Annotated in this window: 6 protein-coding genes; 4 read left to right on the top strand and 2 right to left on the bottom strand. The window is 71.4% G+C overall.

The window, feature by feature from the left end; genetic code table 11:
* Nucleotides 1–10: 10 nt before the first annotated feature.
* Both AMYBE_RS0117905 and AMYBE_RS41880 read left to right on the top strand, forming a co-directional pair.
* A complete protein-coding gene (locus tag AMYBE_RS0117905) occupies nt 11–12,043 on the top strand; it encodes a WXG100-like domain-containing protein (protein WP_027927769.1) in 12,033 nt (4,010 codons plus the stop codon).
* On the top strand, nt 12,036–12,584 hold the full coding sequence (locus AMYBE_RS41880) for a type VII secretion system-associated protein (protein WP_020660768.1): 549 nt from the start codon (nt 12,036–12,038) through the stop codon (nt 12,582–12,584). The genes AMYBE_RS0117905 and AMYBE_RS41880 overlap by 8 nt, the downstream gene beginning before the upstream one ends.
* Here the strand turns inward: AMYBE_RS41880 and AMYBE_RS0117915 are convergent.
* The gene (locus AMYBE_RS0117915) at nt 12,570–13,580 is read right to left on the bottom strand and encodes a helix-turn-helix domain-containing protein (protein WP_020660769.1); all 1,011 of its coding nucleotides are present in this window, start codon (nt 13,578–13,580) and stop codon (nt 12,570–12,572) included. The two genes, AMYBE_RS41880 and AMYBE_RS0117915, sit on opposite strands and share 15 nt — an antisense overlap.
* Nucleotides 13,581–13,717: 137 nt before the next feature.
* Here AMYBE_RS0117915 and AMYBE_RS0117920 point away from each other — a divergent pair, with 137 nt between their 5' ends.
* Nucleotides 13,718–15,640 carry a putative Ig domain-containing protein gene (locus AMYBE_RS0117920; RefSeq protein ID WP_020660770.1) on the top strand — a complete coding sequence of 641 codons (1,923 nt, stop codon included), beginning with the start codon at nt 13,718–13,720 and terminating at the stop codon, nt 15,638–15,640.
* Between the two features lie 172 nt (nt 15,641–15,812).
* Complete coding sequence (locus tag AMYBE_RS0117925; protein ID WP_027927770.1) at nt 15,813–17,399, top strand: sialidase family protein; 1,587 nt, start codon at nt 15,813–15,815, stop codon at nt 17,397–17,399.
* A gap of 177 nt (nt 17,400–17,576) precedes the next feature.
* Here AMYBE_RS0117925 and AMYBE_RS0117930 read toward each other — a convergent pair whose 3' ends face one another.
* Nucleotides 17,577–18,608 carry a nitronate monooxygenase gene (locus AMYBE_RS0117930; protein WP_020660772.1) on the bottom strand — a complete coding sequence of 344 codons (1,032 nt, stop codon included), beginning with the start codon at nt 18,606–18,608 and terminating at the stop codon, nt 17,577–17,579.
* Nucleotides 18,609–18,850: the final 242 nt, after the last annotated feature.

Below are 18,850 nucleotides of genomic sequence, written 5' to 3' on the forward strand. Positions count from 1 at the left end.
TGAACCCGCGATGAGCCTGATGGTCGACCCCAGCCTGAACTGGGTCTTCTACATCATCGCGGGTGACGCCTGGCCGCAGGGCGACGAGGACAAGGCCCGCGAGCTGGCCGCCGAATGGGATCAGGCGGCGCAGCGGATCGCGGCCGCGGGCCAGGGGTTCAGCCAGCTGGCGCAGCAGGTGGTCGCGAACGTCGGCGGCGACGTCGCGACCAATTTCGCGAACTTCGCGAACAACCTGAGCACGATGGGCGCCGGCTACGCGGCGAGCGCCCAGCAGCAGGCGGCCGCGCTGCGCGAATACGCGCTGAACGTGGAAAACGCGAAGTACGGCATCCTGATCTCGATCGCGGTGACCGCCGCCGACCTGATCTGGGCGATGTCGAACCCGTTCACCGCCCCGCTGATCCCGGGCATCTGGGCAGCCGGCCGGACCGCGGTGATGCAGGTCGAGCGGTCGCTGATGTCGCGGCTGATGAGCCTGCTGTCGAGGGTCGCCCGGGAAGCCGCACAGGAAGCGGCCGAAGAGGCGGCCGAGGAAATGCTGGCCGAGTTCATCCAGATCGCCCAAGGCAACCGCGACGGCTTCGACTGGAATCAGATCGGCCAGAACGCCGCGCTGGGCGCGATCGGCGGCGCGTTCGCCGCGGGCGCGCACAGCGGGCTGGGGAAATGGGGACACAACGTCTTCGGCGCGGCCGGTGTGGAAGCCGCCACCGAGGTCGTAGTCGGCCTGTCCGGCGCGGGCCTGTTCGGCAACGACCTCGACAGCCTCGGCTGGGGTGCCCTCAACGGCGGCCTGACCGGCGCGGCGACACACGGCGCGCACCACGCCGGGCAGAACCTCCACGACCACCTGAACGGCGGCGGGGACTCGGGAAGCAGCGGCAAGGGCCCGAACGATCCGGGCGGGGACGGGAAGGTCAACGTCAATCCGGTGGACGGGCCGGTCGCTCCCGGAGGACCCGGAGACCGTTCCGGGCCGTCGCCGGTCGGCGGTTCGGACAGCGGCGGCGGCGCGGGCTCTGGCGGGTCGGGCCCGGCGGGAGGCGCACATCCGGCGGCGGGGTCCGGCAGCGGGTCCTCCTCGTCGAACGGGTCGAACCCCGCGGGCGGCGCGCACTCCTCGGCCAGTCCCCAACCTGCCAGCAACCCCGGCTCCGGCAACGGATCCGGCCCGGCGAACGGATCCAGCCCAGCGGGCGGAAACCACTCCTCCCCCGGCACCAACCTGACCAGCAACCCCGGCCCCGGCAACGGATCCGCCCCGGCGAACGGATCCAACCCAGCGGGCGGCGCCCACTCGCCGTCCAGCCCCGGACCTGCCAGCAACCCCGGCTCCGGCACCGGACCTCACCCGGCAACCGGTTCCAGCCCAGCGGCCGGAAACCACCCCTCGACCAGCGCCAATCCGACCAGCCCGAACGGGTCCGCACCGACCGGCGGCCGCGGCCCGGCGAGCGGGCCGCACTCCCCCGCCGCCCCCGCGTCCAACGGCGGCTCGCACTCCGCTGGCGGATCCGGCCCGGCCAGCGGATCCGGCCCGGCAACCAGCCCGCACTCGCCGGGCGGTCCCGCGTCCACGACGGGCGACAACCGCTCCCCCGGCAACGTCGGCCAGCCCGGCGACAACCGTTCCGCCGGCACCGGAAATCCCGGCGGCTCCGACCGAAACACCACCGGCGCCACTCCCCCCGCCGTCGATTCCAACGGCAGCCAGTCCGCCGGTGCCAGCGATCCTCGCTCGAACGCCGCCGACCCGAGTTCCGCCGACCCCAGCACGCGCACCGGCTCGGTCTCGAACCCCGGCCAGCACACCGGTCCCGGCTCGGCACCGGAAACCGCGCCCAACGGCGGCACCGCCCCGCGACCGTCCACATCGGACTCCGTGGTGACCGGATCGCCGGTCGACGTCAACCACGGCGGCACCGGGAACCAGATCGCTCCGCCGGCCTCGGCCGACCACGCCGGGCCGGGACTGTCCGCGACCGGCACGCCTGTCGCCTCGCATCACGACACCGGTGCCGGCGGCAGCGAAAACCTCACCCCGCACCACGACATCAGCGTCGGCAGCGGCCAAAACCCCACCCCGCATCACGACACCGGCATCAACAGCAGCCAAAACAGCACCCCGAACCACGGCAGCACCCGGCTCGGAAACGAATCGCCGGCCCCGGCGACCGACCACGTTGCTCCGCGGCCTCCCGCCGCGCCGCCGCATTCCAGCACCTCCGCCGACCAGCACCCGGGCGTATCCGGGAACTCCGGCTCCGAGGTCCGTCCGAGCCCGGACCGCACTCCGGCTCCGGACGTGCGCCCTGGTCCGAATACCACCCCCGGCCAGAACGGCTCCGGCCCGAACTTGTCCCCGAGCCAGAACACCGCCTCGACCGTCCGGCCAAGCCCGGCGACGGCCGTCTCCCCGGGGGCGAACACCGGGTCCGCTCCCAACCCCGCCGTCAACTCGGGGCCCGCATCGTCGACGACCGGCACGAACCACACCGAGCCGGGACTCGACGCGCGGCCCGCCGCCGGGACGTCGTCCAAGGCAGTGCCGCCGGCGACCTCCGACAGCGTCGCGGGCGTCGAGTCCAACTCCGGCCCAAGGACCAGTGTCGACGGGCCGAATCCTGGTCTGGCTTCCGGCACACCGAGGCCCATCTCAGCCACCGACGTGGAACCGGTCTCGCCACCCGGGCCGAGCATCAGCCAGCCGAGTCCGAGCACCGCACAGGCTGGTCCGAGCACCAGCCCGGCCAGTCCAGCACCGGAAACCGCCGTTCGTCCGACGCCGTCCAGCGGCGGCAACCCGCCGCCGGCCGGTGGCCAGAACACTCGCCCCGCGCCCGGGGCGAACCCCGGCCCGACCACGTCTGCCAGCCCGAATCCCGTTCCGGCCGCCAAGCCGGGCCTCGTTCCGTCCGCCGCCCCGGCACCGGGACCGAAACCCGCCACCAACCCAACTTCCGCCGCTAAACCTTCCACCAACCCAACTTCCGCACCCACCTCCGCCGCCAAGCCCACCACCGGCCCGAAACCCGCCCCTGGCTCGGCTGGACCGCGACAACCGGCTCCGGCGAAACCCCTCGCCGCCACGCCGGTCCCCGCCCCCGCCCGGCCCCAGCCGCACAGTCTCCACACTCCGGTCGCCGCGCCGAAGAAACCCGCCGCCGACGCGGGGCAGCGGCCCCCCGCTGTCGGCGGCAAGAACGATTTCGCCCAGCACCACCAGAACTTCTCCTACACCATCGTCCGCGAGAGCGGCATCATCGGCGACCTCGGCGCCCGCACCCCGGACAACCGGAACGGCATCGGCGTCGTGGCCACCGTCCCGGCGACGATCGGCGACGACCTGCGCGCGCTCGCCGAGAAGTACTCCACCGGGTTCGCCGGGGATTCCGCGCGGGGCCGGTTCGGTCTCGTCATCGGGCTCAACGGCACCCCTGGCTCGGAAAACGCGATCAGCCAGAAGATCCAGCAGTTCCAGAGCAGCTGGGACAACCGGTTCCCGGTGGCGGTCGTCGGCTTCACCTGGAAGAACCCGACCACCTCGGCGCTCGACCAGAAGAGCATCCCCTACGGCGGCATCCGCGAGACGATCGCACGCAATCCGGTCGTCGGCGAGCTGGCCGGGAAGATCCGCGACGCGGGCGGCGACGCCGAGGTCTACCTCCACACCGGCGACGCCGACGTGCAGTCGCTCGACACTCCCCACGGCCCCCTCTTCGACGCGGCCACCACCGCGGTGCACGACAACCCGGACGGCCCGCCGGAAGTGCTCAGCGGCGGCTACCAAGTCCGTCCGGACGACGGCGCTCTCGCCAACGAGGCGGTCCGGCTCGACCTCGACGTGCGGCAGGCGCTCGCCGGAGTCGATCCCCGCTCGGTGTACTTCCCGGAGCCGAACACCTTCGTCCGGCTGGCCGGGACCAAGCTCGAGAACGACGCGACGTTCGGCACGAAGAACCCGAACACCGGAAAGTTCGACTACGGCGCGAAAGAAGGCCAGGGACTGGTCGATTCGGTCCTGTCCCAGCGCGACCCGAACTGGCGTTACGGCGACCACCCGCAAGCCATCGCGAAATTCGACAGCGGGCTCGCCGTGCGGACCGACGGCACGCGCATCGCGCAGAACCTCGGGACCGACCCGGCCAATCTCGGCAAGCTGGCCCAGAGCCACGCGAACGAAACGACCTGGGCCGACCAGATCGGCCACTACCTGGGCGCGCACACCTCCCTCGACCCGAACCTGGCGAAGGTCGCGGCGAAAGCCGCCTTCAACGGCATCACCCTGCGCGGTCCGGTTCCCCGCCCGCCAAAGCAGCTCCCCGACCTCACCAACGGGCTGTCCGAGGACGAAAAAGCCACGCTGACCCAAGGAATCAAACAACCCGATGGCAAAACACTCGGCCGCCTGATCGTCGCCACCCGCCGAGCGCTCATCGCCAACCGCAACGCCCAGAACACCGCCCCGAACCCGGCCGCGCACACGCCCTCCGCCGCGCCGCGCACCGGTTCGGACCCGCGCCCGGTCGCGCGGCCGGACGGTGCGAAAGACCTGCCCGGGCCCCGGGACTGGCAGGACCGGCGCGACTCCGCCCCGGTCACCCGGTTTTCCTCGGAACGGTTCGACCCGGGCAAGCAGATCGCCGGACAATTCTCCGGGAACCGCGAAGGGCTGCGCGGCGGGCAGCTCACCGGGGCGATCGCGCACATCCGGTTCGACGTGCGCCGGTTCGAGGTCTCGCCGGGACAGTGGGTGCGCGAGCACACCATTCCGATCGACCTCACCTCGCAGTCCGGCTCAGTTTCCCCGGAGCAGCGCGAACAGTTCGTCCAGAACCTGCGAAACCACCTCGACGAATGGGTCAACCAGACGGCGCGGCTGCCCGGCGGCGACCAGCTGCACGTGGGCATCGACGTCCGGGTCGCCGACGACGTCCGCCCGGACGACACCGGCTGGGAATCCGATCCGGCGCGCCGGATCCCGGTGAACCTGCACGACTCCGCGGTGGACGAGAACGCCCCGGAAACGAACCAGCTCAACTGGGATGTGCACGATTCCGCCTTCGGCGTCACGCACGAGCTGATGCACTTCCTCGGACTCGGCGACGGCTACCGCAACGACGAAATGCTGTTCCCCCGCGAAGACCAGGCCGGTGTGATGGGGCCGGACGCGTGGCACGACTCCCGGCTCACCCCGGGCGATCTCGGCCAGCTCGAATCCGTCTCCAACACCGCGCGCCTGCAGGACCACCCGCTCGTCGGCCACCAGGACGGCACCGTCCTCGTCGCCGACGAGGACACCGCGGAGACACCCGACAATCGCCCGCTCGCCGACCGGCTGCCCGAGTTCGCCCGCACCGGCAAGGCGCTCGGATCGATCGTTCCGGTCGACGTCCGAGGCGCGAAAGACGTCGGCGCCGCCATCGAAAACCTCCTCCGCGGGCTGAACCCGAGCCAGTCGGACCCGCCGAAGGCCCGCGGTGTCGACGCGATCACCGAATCGTTGTCCGGCCCGGAGTTCGAGTCCTTCCTCGGCGACGGGCGCAGGTCCATGGTGCAGGTCGGCGAGAAGTGGTACGAGGTGCACGTCACCGCGGACCCGGACCTCGCCTCGACCACCGCGGACCAGATCTCGAAACTGCCGCAGCCGACCATCGGCGACGTGAAGAACGAGGTCAAAACCACGCACGCCGGAGCGAACACCGACACCACCGCGAACGCCGTCGGCACTTCGTACTTCGGGATGTTCCCGGCCGGCCCGTACGCCTCGGTCGGCGGTACCGTGCAGCTGGCGACCCCGTCCGCAGAGCACACCGGCACCACGACTGGCACCGAACAGCGGGTGATCCGCTCGGCCGGCGACATGCAGCGCGCCGACGTCCCGGTCGCCTACCGGATCACCGTGCGCACCGAGACCGGCGGACTCGTCGGCTCCACTGTGGATGGACGGGTCGGACTCGTGCTCTCCACTGACCTGTCGAACCTGAAACACGAGCAGACCGCCGGCGGGGCCGAGCCGAAACCCGGCTGGGCCAAGCACATCGAGTTCCTCTCTCCCGAAGCGCTGGACTTCGACGAGAACGCGCTCTTCGATCAGGTGAGCAAGAACCTGCACCCGTCGGTGACGAAGTTCGGTGCGCCGGGCCGCACCGCGCTGCGCGATTTCCTCAGCCGCGGCGGCGTCCGCAGCGTGCTCGGCACCGCGATGCAGGGCACTCCGGTCGTCTCGAACGACCTGCTCAGCCCGCACGGCGCGCACCGCGACGCGGTGCGGATCGAGGTGCGGCCGACGAACGTCGAGTACCTCGGCACGATTCCCGGCGACAGCGAACTGCGGTTCAACGATTCCGCGGTGACCGGCGGGAGCACCGCGGTCTCCTCCAAATACGGCGGCGACGTGAACGCGATCTTCGGCGGCGGGTCCACGGTGCCCGGTTCGGTCGGCGGAGTCGCCGGGGTCAGCGCCAGCTTCTCCCGGAAGGTCACCCAGCAGTCCACGAGCGGCACGAGCTTCACGAACAAGTCGGCGGTGAACGCGAAGGGCGACATCGGCCTGTACAAGGTGACGGCCGACCTCGAGGTGACCGCGTCCAACGGCGAGAAGGTGACCGTACCGGCCGTTTCGTACCAGCGGATGGGCTTGCCGGAGGCCAAGGCGCAGGGGCTGCCGGTCCCGAAGAACACCGGCCCGAAGTTCAAAGACGTCGGGCCGCGGTACGAACCGCCGTACCTCGCCGCCTCGGCGGCGGCGGGCACCGTGCGCGCCGGATCGTTCGAACCGGCGGCCCGGGTGCAGCCGCAGATCGAGAACGCGCTGCGGAATCTCCCTGGCTTCGACAAGTTCCTGCCCCGCTGGGACAAGTTCCAGGGCGACGCCCGCGGGTCCAGCCAGGACGTCGGCGATCGGTTCGCGAACCTGCGGAAGATCGCTTCGGTGTTCTCGCCCGCCTCGCTGCGGGGCAAAATGGACAGTCTGCTGTCGCAAGGGGTTTCGGCTCAGCTGAAGCGAAGCGGGTTGTTCACCGACGAATACGTCAACGTGACGGTGAAAGCGAAACCCGGCCCGGGAACGCACCTCGGCCAGGCGGACGGGCGTTCGGTCAAGAACAGCAACGAGGTGAGCCCGTCCCTGACCAGTGCGACCACCACCGAGCGGGGCTGGTCGGCGGGCATCGAAGGCCGGGTCATCGTCCCCGGGGCCTCGGCGGTGGCGAATCTGGGGATCAGCCCGACCGTCACCCCATTGCAGTACTCGGACAACCGGACCTGGAAGAACTCCGGCGGCCCGACGGTGACCACCACGACCGGCAAGGGCGGCAGCCCGGATTCCCAGGTGTTCCAGCACGATGTCGAATTCGAGGTGGAGATCACCAGCTACACCCGGCCCCGGCCGTGGGTGCGCCGGCTGACCCCCGGTTCGCCGCTGCGGGTCACGCCCACGGTGTCCACTGTGGCCAGCACCGGGGACCCGCTGCTGCCCAAGATCTCCGGCAAGGTCGACCTGTGGGTCAACGACGGAGCGGCGCTGACCAAGAATCCCGCGGAGTTCGCCCCGGGCAAGCCCGGGATCGTCTCGCACTCGCCCGCTCACACCCCCGGCATCGACAGCCTGCTGGCTCAGCAGCAGAACCAGACGACGCCCAGCTTCCGGCACGTGGAAGCGTTCGCGAACACCGAGGCGTTACGGGACGAGGCGCTGCGTCAGTTGCAGCGCGCGGCGGGCGGCGACGCGGTGCTCGGATTGCCCGGCAGCGAAGCCCGCGCTCGCGTCGACCGGATGTTCTCCCCGGAAAACCTCCGCGGGCTGACCCCGAAGCTGCTGCGACAAGGCGTGCGGGCGAACGGGTTCCGGCACGAACGCCGGGTCGCCGACCGGGTCGGCGGGCTCGGCATGGGAATGTCGCTGAGCAACCCGAAACTGGTCGCGGTGGCCGAGACAGGCGGCGGCGAGCGGACGTACTCCGGCGGCACGAAGGCCGGGTACGAAGGCACGCACAAACGGTCCGTCGAGGCCAACGCGCAGCTCGGCGTCACGATCCGGCCCAACGGCGGCGACCCGCACGGCCAGGGACAGATCGCCGCCACCGCGAAGTGGAGCCCGTGGCAGCGCTCCTCCGGCTCGTCCGCCGAGATCACCGCGAGCGTCGACCACACCAGCCGGACGCCGTCGACCGGCCGCTCCGTGCTGGTGCAGTACGACGCGAACGTCCGCCTGATCGCCGAAAGCCGCCAGGAAAGCCTGGTCAACGGCTCGATCACGCGGGCCGGCGCGGACGTGCACCTGCCCGGCTCGGTCTTCGTCGAAATGACCGAGAACGAAGCCCGCGCCGAGGGATTGCTGCCCTCGGTCGAGCCGCGCACGCCCACCCCCGGCACGCTGTCCGCGCCGCCGCTGGTCGGCGGCAAGTCCAGCTCGCTCGGCGCGGCCGTGCTGGAGGACGCACCCGATCTGTCGAAACTGGTGCAGGACGCGCGCGGGCAACTCGGCAAGCTCGGCGACCGGCTGCTGCCGAAGTCGGTGCTGGACGACTCGATGAACAACCTGCAGCGGACCCTCGACACCGCGTCCCCGGAAGCCGTCACGTCGTTGGTGGACAGCGCGCTGGACGGCGGCGTTTCGCTGCTGGCGCAGGATCCGGGCCGGCTCTGGTCGGACAACTACCAGCTGCTGCTGACGGCGAAGATCGTCGACACCCAGTTCCTCGACGTGCGCCACGACGGCAGCGAGGTCGACCACGTCGTCACCGCGTCCCGGACGGACAAGCGCAACTCGGGGCACGGTTCGTCCTACGGCGGCCAGCTCCGCGGCGCCGGTCGCGGCCTGTTCCAGGACAGCCAGCCGAAGGTCAACGGGTACGACGGCGCGTACCTCGGTGTGTCCGGGACCCGGGCGAAAACCGATCAGACGGTCGAGAACACCGCCTCGACCACGGCAGTCACCGCCTCGTCCAGTGGCCCGTCGGCGCGCTACCAGCACCAGATCCGCTTCGAGCTGGTGGTCGCCGGGGAGGGCCGGACCCATCCGGTAGCCGCGCAGGAAGCGACGGTGACGTCGAAGTCGTCCGCGGACGATCAGAAGATCTCCGGCGACGATCCGTACCGCACCCGGCTCTACGGTTCTCGGACGTCCGAGCTCGACGCCGCACAGGCCGCTCCGGACCGGCTGGAATCCTGGCAGCGGGAGGGTTTCGGCCCGCTGCCGAAGTCTTCGGTCGTGGAAGGCGTCCGCGGCGCCGCGGACGTGCGGGCCGGCGCGATCCGCGCGTTGCGGCTGGCCGGCGCGGGCAACGGGCTGACCGCACCGGGCACCGGCGCGCACAACATGCTTTCGTCCGCCATCACCAACGAGACTCTCCAGGCGCACCTGCCGGACATGGTTGCCAAGCCGTTCTCGACCCCGGACCTGCACTCCTCCGCGGTGACCGGGCCCGGCCACGCTTCAGTGCGGATCTACACCCGGGTCGCGCGCCCGGACCTGAGCGGGCTGAGCGATTCGGTGAAACTGGAGCGCTCCGACCAGTCCTCGTCGACCTTCACCGGCGAGGCCAAGGCGACGGTCAGCGGCGAACGACAGGGCAACGTCGGCGTCGGCGGGATCACCGATCCGGGCCGCAACGCCCATTCCTGGGGCGGGCTCGACGTGCGCGGCCCGCTCGCCCGGACCGATCCGACGTCCAGCACCAGCCCGGCGCAGCGGTCCGTGGTCGGCAAGGACAAGGGCCGCACCGGCCTGGTCGGCTTCGACGTCGAGTACCGGATCGTCGCGACGGTCGGCGCCAAGACCGCCGCAGTCGAGGTGCGGGTGCCGCAGTCCTCGCGGACGCGGATGAGCGACACCGATCTCGAACAGTCGCTGGGCCAGCCGTTGCCGGAACCGCTGACGACGGCGCAGGACGCGGTGCAGAAAGCCGCCGAGGAATGGCGCACCGCCGAAGAGGAGCTCGAGAAAGCACAGCGCGACTTCGACGATGCCTGGCTTTCCGGACATGACAACGCGCGCGCGGCGACCGACGGCGCGCGGGGCTTGCACCTCACCGCAGGCGACAACGACCCGATGCGGCAGATGCGGCAAGCCCTGCAAAACGCGGAGAACGACGCGCGCGCGGCGGGACTGGCGCTGCGCGAGGGCAACGCCGAGATCGCCCGGCTCAACGAACTCGACGACCAGATTCTTTCGCTCGCGCTGGGCGAAGAGCCGGGCTCGGTCGAGCAAAGCGATCTGGTCGCGAGGGCCTGGAACGCGCAGCGGGAAGCACAGCAGATCCGCACCGACCAGGCGGCCCTGGTCCAGCAGCGGCAGGCAGCACAGGACCGCGCCGCGGAAATCGCTGCTGTGCTGGACGAACACCGCAACAACCATTCGGATCAGACCGCGCGCCAAGACGACGCGGCGACCCGGATCGAGCAGGCCCGGGACAAGGCCGACGAGGCTCGCCGGGCGTGGTGGCAGGCCAAGGCCGAAGCGGACGCTCAGATCGCCGCGCACGCGTGGCCGCGCCCGGCCGGAGACGAACACCACGACGGCACCGTCGAGGCCGGAGACGTCAGCGTGGTGTCCACTGCGGACATTGCGCGCCAGAACGCGTACGATTTCGGCTCGGCCGAGATCCAGGCACGGCAGATCACCGACAGCTCCGGCCGGGTCCGCGCCGTTTCCTTCCTTCCCGCGAACGAAAACACCGAGCGCATCGAACGAGACTGGCTGGCCGGGAATTCCGGTACCGTCGCCACCCTGCCGGCCGGGGCGACGAGCCGGCAGATCAATCCGCTGCTGCGCCAGGCCGCCGCCGGAGCGAGCCCGAGTCTCGACGGACGCCGTTTCGGCGAGTGGGCCGACTTGTCCGCCGCGCCGTGGGACGACGATTCCCTGTTCGTCTTCGCGCACGGCAAGCCGCAGTCGGTGAAGGTGACTCTGCTGGGCGGCCGCACCGTCCGCGTGGACGGCGACGCGTTCGCCCGCATCGTCGCGCAATCCGCGCCGCTCGCGCAGTCCCGTTCGATCACGCTGATTTCCTGCAGCACCGGCCAGACCGACGGTCCGGGCGGGCTCGCGCACGATTTTCAGCGTGCCCTCCGCGAACTCGGCGGACCGTCCATTGTGCACGCTCCGACGAAACCCGCGTTGTTCGGCCGCGAATCCGCGACGCTCGGCCAGGCGGTCGGCTCGACACGCGGGTTCACCGCAGTCACCGACGGCGGCCGTTTCGCCACCTTCGGCGGCGATTCGCTCACCGAGCTGACCGACGCCCTCCGTTCCGGCACGACCGCGCCGATCGAGGTGACCGGCACCGGACCGGACGGGCGAGCGCACGCTACCGCGGCCGCCCGCGAACTGGCCGCGCATCTGGCCGACGCGCTCGGCCCGGACGCGCTGCGCCAGGTGCCGGTGAAGATCCAGGCCGCCGAAGGCGATGGCCAGGTGCGGCTGTCTTTCCGGCCGTCCGACGGACCGCCGATCGAAGCGACCACCGCCGCGCCGATCCCGGCCGAGCTCGCCGAACACCACACACTGCTGCAGCTGCACGGCGTGAGCGACACCTTGCTGGGCAAGGGAAACCCGAACTCCTCCGGGGTACTCGCCAGCCTGGCCGCGGCCACCCGCGACGGCGCGGACGTCAGCGGCCTCGCCGGCGCGGTGGAAGTGCTGGACCGGCATGGCGCACTGGACGGCCTGCTCGCCGATCCCGAGGTGCTGCTGGACGAGATCGCCCGGACCGCGTCCAGCCCGGATCCCGAACAGCACGCCGGGGAATTGGCGGCGGCGGTCCGGACTCTGTCGGCGGAAAGCCTGCCCGCAGAGGTATTCCGCGCCGCCCTGCGCAGCACGGCGGACCACGGGCTCGCCCAGACCCGCGAGACCCTTTCGGTCCTGCGCCGGCTGAGTGTCGTCGGCCTGGGCTGGCTGGACCGCTGGCACACCGCCGAAGACATCCGCCGCTACGCGGAACAGGAACGCGCGGCCTCCGCCCGCCGGGCGGCCGAACTGGCCGAGCTGGAGCGCGAGGCCAGCGAGCTCACCGGAGGTGCCGGCCATGCCTGACCGCCAATGGATCTTGCTGGTCGACCCGGCGTGGCGGCCAGCCTCAACCGAGGACGGCGCCGAGGTCCCGAGCCCGCCGCCGGAAGCGGTCGTCGGCGGCTGGCTGGCCGGCGAGGACGGTTCGGTCAGCCGGTTCGAGCCCAACCCCGGCTACGCGCCGGCCGCCGAGGACTCGCCAGCCGACCCGCTCGACGCGGTGCTCCGCCTGACCGCCCGCGGAGCGGCCGGCTTCGATCAGCTGGCGGCCGCCTTCCGCGAGTCGCCCTTCGCGGTGGCACTCGACCGCGCGGAAACGCCGATCGTCGCCCCGTCCCCGGACGACATCCCGTGCCTGCTCGTCACGACCGCACCGGCGCACCGCCGCCGCGTCCGCGCGGACGGCTGGCTTCCGGCCACCCCGGCGGACCTGCTGCAGCTGATGGACCGGTACCCCGACACCGACCTGTTGCTCAACCCCGGTACCCCCGGCTGCCTCCGGCTGGCAGCCGACAGTGTGCGCGAGATGGCGGCTGAGCCCGGCCCGTCTTCAGGACGGCACTGACCGCACCGGCGCCTGGCCCGGCTCGGCCGCGACGGGCAGCCAGTCGTTGCGCGTCGCGTGCAGGGCCAGCTGGAACCGGTTCGCCGCACCGGTGCGAGCCATCAGGTTCTCCAGGTACCGGAACATCGTCCGCCTGCTCACGCCGAGCACCCGGGCGGCCTGGTCGTCGGTCAGCCCGGCCGCCAGCAAGCCCAGCAGCCGGCGTTCGCTGGGCCGGATCGGGGCACCCTCGCCGTCGCTGGACAGTCCCAGCGGAAGTGCCATCTGCCAGCACATGTCGAACAGCCCGGTCAGCGCGTCGAGCAGGCCGCCCGGCCTGATCAGCAGCACCGTGCGATCCGCGCCGGACAGCGCCGCGCAATCGTCGTCGACGATCAACAGCTTCACCGGCACCTCGGGCAGGACACGCGCCTCCTCGCCGCGTTTCCCGCACGGCAGAATGTTTTCCGCGACGTACTCCGCTCGCTCCACCGCGAGCCGGCCGTAGACCGCGCGATAGCGGACGCCTCGGCCGAGATTCTCCAGTTCGATCTCGTTCGCGTCCGCGTCCGCGTAGTACGGCGGCGAATCCAGGCCGCGCACCTCGTGCCGCGCCGCCCGTTCCAGCTGCCGCACGCGTTCGGCCGCCGCGGCCCCGCTCACCGTTTCGATCATCGGGCCGGTGTCTTCCCGGACCGGCCGGCGGAACTGCTCGTACAGCCGGGTCATCGCCAGCCGGGCGCGGACGAGTTCGGTTTCGCGCTGGCGGCTCAGCACTTCCAGCACCGGTTCCGGGCGGAGCGCGGACACCGGCGAGCCGGGGCCGTCCACCGCGCCGACCAGGCCGACCGCGGTCAGCGCGGCGAGCAGCCGGCACGCTTCGCCGAGTTCGCGGCCGGTGTCCTCGGCGAGCTTTTCGACCCGGATCGGGCCCGACGAAAGTAGGTCCAGATAGATTTCCGCTTCGTCCGGTTTGAGGCCAAGAGTCATCAAATAGCCGGTTGCTTCGGGAACCATTCGGAGGCACCTCCACCGGGACGAACCGACACCATTGCGCCAGTGGCACCAGCACGTCACCGCCGGGGCCGAACGAACTGTAGACAACGGGGCGTCGAACGCCACCGCCGTTCGCCGAAAATCCCCCGGGAGGAAAAGTGGCCCGTACCCCTCGAAGACTCCTCGCACTGGCCGGCTTCGCCGCGCTGGCGCTGACCGCCTCCGCGCTGCCCGCGCTCGCCTCGCCGGCCGCGGTGCACCCGACCGCCCGTGTCTGCAACGAAAACGTGAAGCCGGGCTTCGTGACCTGCTTCGCCGAGCGGCAGACCGACACCATGCACGCCATGATTTCGCCCGGCGCTCTGCCGAGCGGGTTCGGCCCGTCGGACCTGCGCTCGGCGTACAACCTCACCGCCGGCGGCAGTTCCTCGGCCACCGTGGCGATCGTCGACTCGAACGACGACCCGAATGCCGAATCCGATCTCGCCAGCTACCGTTCCGCCTACGGACTGCCCTCGTGCACCACCGCGAACGGCTGTTTCAAGAAGGTGAACGAAAACGGGCAGGCCAGCCCGCTGCCGACCGCCGATTCCGGCTGGGCCGGCGAAATCTCGCTCGACGTGGACATGGTTTCGGCGATCTGCCCGAACTGCCACATTCTGCTTGTCGAGGCGAACCAGCCGAGCATGGCGGACCTCGGCACCGCGGTGAACACCGCCGTGTCCATGGGCGCCAAGTTCGTCTCGAACAGCTACGGCGGCGCCGAGGACGGCACCGAACCGACGTCCGACTCGACTTACTTCCACCACCCCGGCGTCGCGATCACCGCGAGCACCGGCGACAACGGCTACGGCATCAGCTACCCGGCTTCCTCGCAGTACGTCACCGCGGTCGGCGGCACCTCGCTGACCCGCAACAGCAGCGCGCGCGGCTGGGGCGAAACGGCGTGGAGCGGCGCGGGCAGCGGCTGCTCGGCCTATGTCGTCAAGCCGTCCTTCCAGAACGTGACGACCGGCTGCGGCAAGCGGGCCGCGGCGGACGTCTCGGCGGTCGCCGACCCGCAGACCGGCGTCGCGGTCTACCAGACCTACGGCGGCAGCGGCTGGGCCGTTTACGGCGGCACCAGCGCGTCCGCGCCGATCATCGCCTCGGTGTACGCGCTCGCCGGCAACCCCGGCTCGTCGGACACGCCGGCCGCCTACCCGTACTCGCACACCGGCAACCTCAACGACGTCACCTCGGGCAGCAACGGCAGCTGCTCGACGGCGGTGCAGTGCAACGCCGGCGCGGGCTGGGACGGCCCGACCGGCCTCGGCACCCCGAACGGCACCGCGGCGTTCACCGCGGGCACCTCGGCCGGCGGGGTCACGGTGGCCAGCCCGGGCAACCAGAGCGGCGTCGTCGGCACCGCGGCGAACCTGCAGCTGTCGGCGTCCGGCGGCAGCGGCGGCTACACCTGGACCGCGTCCGGCCTGCCCGCCGGGCTGTCGATCAGCTCGTCCGGCCTGGTCTCCGGCACGCCCAGCACGGCGGGCACCTACTCGGTGACCGCGACCGCCAAGGACTCCTCCGGCGCCACCGGCAGCACCACGTTCAGCTGGACGATCGCCCCGACCGGCGGCGGCTCCTGCTCCGGCCAGAAGCTCGGCAACCCCGGCTTCGAGACCGGAACCAGCCCGTGGACCGCGTCGTCCGGCGTCGTCACTGACTCGTCCTCCGGCGAGGCGCCGCACAGCGGCACCTACCTCGCCTACCTCGACGGCTACGGCTCTTCGCACACCGACACGGTTTCGCAGTCGGTGACCATCCCGTCCGGATGCCACGCGACGCTGTCGTACTACCTGCATGTCGACACCGCCGAGACGACCACCTCGACGGCGTACGACACGCTGACCGTCAAGGCTGGTTCGACGAAGCTCGCGACGTACTCGAACCTGAACGCGGCGAACGGCTACCAGCTGCGCACCGTCGACGTGTCGGCGTTCGCTGGACAGACGGTCACGCTGACCTTCACCGGCACCGAGGACTCGAGCTTGCAGACGTCGTTCTGCCTCGACGACACGGCTCTGACGCTCAGCTGATCCCCCCGGCCACGGGAGGGCCGTCCCGGCTTCCGAGGCGGCTCTCCCGTGTTCCACCACCCGTTCGGCGCAACGCCGTAACACGCGCGTGCATCGGACGACTTCCAGCACGGCCCGCGACCGCCGTGGGACCCCGCGGGTCCGGCGTTCCGTCCCACGGACAGGAGTCACGATGACCGCATCTCGTTCCTCCCGACGAGCGCTCGTGCTGAGCGCCAGCGTCCTCGCCGCCCTGGCCGGATCCGGCCTCGCGTCCGCCGCGACGCTCACGGCCTCCGCGCCCGTCCAGGCACCGGACAAGCCACTCGGCAACGCGTGTTCGGCGCTGGTCGCGCAGCAGACCGCCGCCGGCAGCGTCAACTACGGCGGGTCCGAAGTGGAGCCGCAGATCGCCGCCGATCCGACCGACCCGACGCACCTGGTCGGTTCGTTCCAGCAGGACCGCTGGAACGACGGCGGTTCCAACGGCCTCACGAACGTCGTGTCGCACGACGGCGGCGCGAGCTGGCAGCTGGCCTCGACGCAGCCGGCGTTCTCGCGCTGCGCCGGCGCGGCCACCGGCTCGCCCGGCTACTTCATGCGGTCGACTGACCCGTGGATCAGTTTTTCCGCGGACGGCAAGGTCGTCTACTCGATCGCCGACTCGTTCGATTCCGGCGGCCCGGCGTTCGGCGGGGCCAGCTCGATCGTCATCAGCCGCTCGCTCGACGGCGGCGACACCTGGCAGCAGCCGGTCACCGCACGGCTCGACCGGTCGACGACAGTCTTGAACGACAAGGAATCGGTGACCGGCGACCCGTTCGACGCCAACCGCGCCTACGCGACGTGGGACCAGCTGGTTTCCCCGCAGTCGCATGCCAACCCGGACGCCTACCTGCACAGCATCGCCTACCGCGGACCGTCCTACTTCTCCGCGACCACCGACAAAGGCGCGACCTGGAGCACCGGGCGGATCATCTTCGACCCCGGGCAGAACGACCAGACCATCGGCAACCAGATCGTCGTGCCCACCGCCGGTCCGGCCAAGGGCGTGCTGATCGACGGCTTCGACCTGATCACCAACAAGGGCGGCGTCTGCCCCTACACCCACGGCGGCCAGCACTGCGCCGGAAATTCCACCTCGACCGCGGCGATCATCCGCTCCACCGACGGCGGCGCGACCTGGTCCGGCGCGATCGGGATCGACGTGCAGCAGGTGGCGCCGGTGACGATCGCCGGGCACGCGGTCCGCTCCGCCGACGACCTGCCGGAGTTCGCGGTCAACCCGGTGACCGGCGCGATCTACGCGGTGTGGCAGGACGGCCGGTTCGCCAGCGGGACGTCGAAGGTCGCCTTCGCCCAGTCGACCGACGGCGGCCTCACCTGGAGCCCGACGATCCGGATCGACCAGTCGCCCGGTGCCACCGCGGCGTTCGTGCCGCAGGTCCACGTCTCGTCGGACGGAACGGTCGCAGTGACCTATTACGACCTGCAGAACGCGACGACCGCCAAGCCGGGGCTGACCGACTCCTACGTCGTGCACTGCCACTCGGCCTCGGCTGACTGCGGCACGCAATCGGCCTGGGCCGCGGACGGCCAGACGAGGCTGACCACCACCGGCTCGTTCGACTACACGACGGCGCCGGACGCGGGCGGCTACTTCCTGGGCGACTACACCGGACTCGCCAACCGCGGTTCGGAGTTCACGCCGTTCTACGGGATGTCCCAGCCGATCGCCACGGCCGGAAACACCGACATCTTCAGCAACTCGGTCGGATAGCGATCTCCCCCGCCGGGCTCGCACTGTCCACTGCGGACAGTGCGGGCCCGGCTCAGCGGGCGCGCCCAAAGCCAGCCCGCGGATCCGGTGGAAGTCGGCGATCACGCCCGTTGCCCGGCCCGCATCATCGCGGAAACGATCGCGGCGGTTCTCAGCGCAGGCGCACGCCCGCCGGACTCACTGATGCGCCGCAAGCCGCGCAAGGATGTCGGCCGCTGGCTCCTCGGTCGCGTGCCGCCAGCCCGTGCCAGCCCAGAGGTGGACCCGCTCCGCATCGCCCGCCCGCACTGCCGCCTTGCGAATCGGGCTCGTCAGGTAGTGCACCGCCGGATACCCCACCGGAGCGTCCGCGGTGTGGGCGTCGGTGAACTCGTTGCGCAGCCCGCGTGCCGGGCGTCCGGTGAACGCCCGCGTCACTACCGTCTCCCGCCGCGCCGGATCGGCCAGCGCGGCCCGATGCGGTGCGGACGCGCCGCTCTCCGGCGAACGCAGCAGCACAGTCCCGACCGCGACCGCCTCCGCACCGGCCGCGAGCGCCGCGTCGACCGCCTCCGGGGTCGCGATGCCGCCGGCGCCGACGAGCGGCAGCCCGACCGCGGCGCGGACCTCGGCCAGCAGCAGCGGCAACGGCGTCTCGTCCGGAAGCCGGTCTGGGGTCAGCGTGCCGGAATGCCCGCCTGCCGCGGCGGCTTGGACCACGAGCGCGTCGACCCCGGCCGCCTCGGCGAGCCGCGCTTCGCCGGCGGACGTGACGGTCTGCAGGACGATCGTGCCCGCTCGGCGCAGCTCCGCAATGACCGCCGCGGAGGGGATTCCGAACGTGAAGCTGACCGCGGGCACCGGCTCGGCCAGCAGGAGGTCGATTTTGGCCTGCCAGTGGTCGTCGTCCTCGGTCGGCTCGACGTCGTCGACCCGGATGCCGTACCGGTCCGCTTCGGCCTGCATTTCCTGGCGGTAGCGGCGGTAGGCCGCCGGGTCGGCCGGGACCGGGGTGGGGGCGAACAGGTTGGCACCGAACGGGATCCCCAGCGCCCGCACCCGCGCGAGCCGGTCGGCGAACGCGTCGGCCGTCAGATAGCCGCCCGGAACGAACCCGAATCCGCCTGCCTGCGCCGCCGCGGCGACCAGCTCCGGAGTCGTGCCGCCGCCGGCCATCGGCGCGGCGAACACTGGCGAACCGCCGCCTAGCGCGGTCAGCGAGCTGTTCATGTCGACCTCCTCTCCGTCGTCTGCTTCGGCTCCTACGCTAGACACCCCGCCGCACCGGGGGAAATGCCGGCCCGGACGCGGCCGTGCATCCCGGGCATAGCCGGCGCCTGGCTGTCTGGACATCGGAGAGCTAGCTGTCCGTGAAGGGAACATTGACGGACTCTGAGTCCCTCAATGTTCCCTTCACGACTTTCGGGACAGCGGGCCAGGCGATGGAAGCGGTCGTCCGGACGGTCGGGCCG

This window comes from Amycolatopsis benzoatilytica AK 16/65, from assembly GCF_000383915.1.
GTDB classification, from domain to species: domain Bacteria; phylum Actinomycetota; class Actinomycetes; order Mycobacteriales; family Pseudonocardiaceae; genus Amycolatopsis; species Amycolatopsis benzoatilytica.